The organism is Pseudomonas sp. Irchel 3H9 (assembly GCF_900187495.1).
Classification (GTDB): domain Bacteria; phylum Pseudomonadota; class Gammaproteobacteria; order Pseudomonadales; family Pseudomonadaceae; genus Aquipseudomonas; species Aquipseudomonas sivasensis.
In genome coordinates, this window is the sequence record NZ_FYDK01000017.1 from 1 (window position 1) to 3,265 (window position 3,265).

The following is a 3,265-nucleotide window of genomic DNA, read 5'->3' on the forward strand; positions in this document are numbered from 1 at the left end:
GAAACTTCCCACGCAAGCGCCGGATAAGCGCTACTCCCCGCTGCGGAAAACGCCTGCAAAGTCCCTCGCCTGAATACACAGTGCGAGGGATTGCAGATGGTTTTTTTCGTTAAGGCCCCAACTGATGGGGCTGTCTTTTGATTCCCGTCATTGCCAGCTTTGTCCTGGCACCCATGGATCCCGAGGCGCCGGATGTTGAGCGCGTCTTTGATGACTTCCGTCATTGCCTGAACACCTTTGATACCTGGGCCGAAAGCTTCTGGAGCGGTTCGGCATTGGACGTCGAGCAGGTCTTCAAGGTAGGGGACGAGGTGGCGCTGGTCGCGCCGGTTTCTTCCAAAGCCCCGAGCAAAACAGTTGCGATGTGCAGTGCCCAAGGCTCGTTGACCTTGGTGCATATGTTCGAAAGCACGCGCTTCGTGCCTATCGGCAATACGCCGGTGATGCTGCAAGCCATCGCGGCGGACGGCAGCCCAATGGGTCTGCCGCTGTATCGAACCATCGGCCCCAGCGGCATCCTCGAAATCACCGAGTGTGATCGCAATCAGCTCTACCAAATCACCTTCTATCCCAACGTTTCCAAGGATCACGTCAAGGCGCTGTATGCGTCTTATCAGACGGTGATTGCGGGGTTGGAGGGTCGTCTGCGGGATGAGTGGACGGAGACGTTCCAACCCCAATGGCAAGACTTTGCCAACGCCACACCCTTGGAACGCAGCGCGATGCAGGGCGTGGCATTTTCAACCGGGATGGCCAATGCGCTCTATAACCTGTGGGACAACATCACCCAGCTCTATGACCTGCTCGCCGATCTCAAAGCGAATAGCGAGAAGCTGCTGCACTACCTCTCCCAGGCCGAGCTTGATGAGCTGCTGAAACAGGGTGCAGACGCGATTGCCAAGGGCTTGCTGGTGCTGAGCGATGAGCCACTGCTGTTCATCTATGTCTCGGCGATCGTCAGTTGGATACGTCTGCTACCGCCGCCAGACATGTATGAATTACTGGGCGAGATCACCGGTGAAGTGCTGATCAACCTGCTGCTGATGTGGGCGACGGCGGGCACAGGTGTGGCGGTACGCGTGGGTGCGCAGACGCTGAGTTCGATCAAATCCGGCCGCGCGCGGGCGTTGTTGGAGTTGCTGGCCAAGCAGCTTGTGGGGCCGAAGCTGGATGCCCATGCCGAGGCGCTCAAGCCGTTGTTGTTGAGCAGTGCGGCGACGCCGATCAAGGCGGTGCCGGTTGCACCGTTGAAGGCTGGGGATCAGTTGATTTCCAACCCGGTGCCGGCGGTTCGTAACAGGACACAGAAGACGGCGTTGGTCAGGCAGGAGCCTGTCGATGACGTGCCTGCTGTATCGACGAATCCGAAGGGCGATGCGGCGGCTTCTTCGGATAAGACGGTAACCAACGGCTGCCCCGTGTCGATGGTTACCGGGGAGGAATTGCTCACGCTCACCGATGGCACGTTGGACGGGATGTTGCCGTTCGAGTGGACGCGGTTGTATCGCACCAGTGCGGTGGGAGTGGATTGTGGGCTGGGGTTTGGATGGAGTCATTCGCTGGCGCATCGGCTTGTTGTGTCGGGCGATTCCGTGACGTGGACGGACCATGAAAACCGTGCGACCACCCTGCCCTTGCCAACGGTGGCTCGCCCCTCGATCACCAACAGCCTGGCCGAAGCAGCGATCTATTTAGGCGCGTCGCCGGATGAGTTGGTGTTGGCCCAGGCGTCGCGGTTTTATCACTTTCGCAACGGGGCGTTGGTCTCGATCAGTGATGCGTACGACAACCGGCTGCGGATTTCCCGAGACTTTTCAGGGCGCATTGAACGGCTGGATAACGGTGCGGGTTCTTCGCTGTTCTTGCGTTACGAGTCAGACCGCATCATGGCGGTGGACTACCAGGTTCAGCGGGCCAAGGGACTTGAGCCTTACGCCTGGATCACTGAACAGAGTGTTGTTTCCTACGCCTATGACGACATTGGCCGATTGGTTTCGGCGACCAATGCGGTAGGCGAAAGCGAGGTTTACCGCTACGACGATCAGCACGTGATTCTTGAGCGCGGTCTGGCCGGTGGGGCGAGTTTCTTTTGGGCGTGGGAACGGTCCGGCAAAGCGGCGCGATGTGTCCGGCATTGGGCCAGTTTTTCGCAGATGGATACGCGGTATGTCTGGGGGGACGACGGCAGTGTTGTCGTTCACAACGCCGATGATAGCCAGGAAATTTACGTCCACGACGACCGCGCACGGCTGGTGCAGCGCATCGATCCGGACGGCGCTAAGCATTTCAAATCCTACGATGCCCAGGGTCGACTGACGGTCGAGCAGGATCCGCTCGGTGCAGTAACGGCGTATCAGTACGACGATGCCGGACGTTTGGTGGCGCTGTTTCCTGGAGACGATGAGCCAACGTCCTACGAGCATGACAATGGCTTCGTACGGGTTGTAAGGCGTGGCTCAGCGGTCTGGAAGTACGAGCGTAACGACCAGGGCGACGTTACCCGTAGGACCGATCCCGACGGCCATATCACCGACTACAGCTACAACAAATACGGGCAACTGATTGGCGTTTGGCATCCCGATCACAGTTGTCAGCGGTTGGTGTGGAATGAACGCGGCCAACGGGTTGAAGAGCAACTGCCCAATGGTGGGATCAAGCGTTATCGCTACGACGACCTGGGCCGGCAGATTGCCCGCGAGGATGAACATGGCGCGCTGACCCAGTATCAGTGGGATGCAGTCGGTCGATTGGTTCGTATTGTCCTGCCCGGCGGCGCAACGCGGGAATACAGCTACAACCCCTACGGAAAAATCACCGCCGAACGCGATGAATTGGGGCGCATCACCCGTTACGAATACGCCGACGGCCTGCACCTGATCAGCCGTCGCATCAATGCCGATGGCACTCAGGTCAACTATCGCTACGACAACGTCCGTCTACTGCTGACCGAAATTGAAAACGAAGTCGGCGAAACCTACCGGCTGGATTACCACCCCAACGGCCTGATCCAGCAGGAAGTCGGGTTTGATGGGCAACGCACCGCCTACGTCTACGACCTCAACGGCAACCTGCAGGAAAAAACCGAACACGGCGACGACGGCAGTCAGCTCGTCACGCGTTATGAACGCGATTACGCCGGCCGCCTCGTAAGAAAAACCCTGCCCGACGGCAGCAAGATCGATTACGCCTACGACCGCCAAGGCAATCTCCTCAGCGTCGACGACGGCCACTGGGCGCTGGCCTACGAGTACGACCAGCAAAACCG

General features: G+C 58.9%; 1 protein-coding gene. It reads left to right on the forward strand.

Features of this window, described 5'->3' with window-relative positions; all coding sequences use genetic code 11:
* Positions 1 to 137: 137 nt before the first annotated feature.
* Positions 138 to 3,265: DUF6531 domain-containing protein (locus CKW32_RS27965; protein WP_095186528.1), on the forward strand; the 3,128-nt coding region annotated here is incomplete at its 3' end.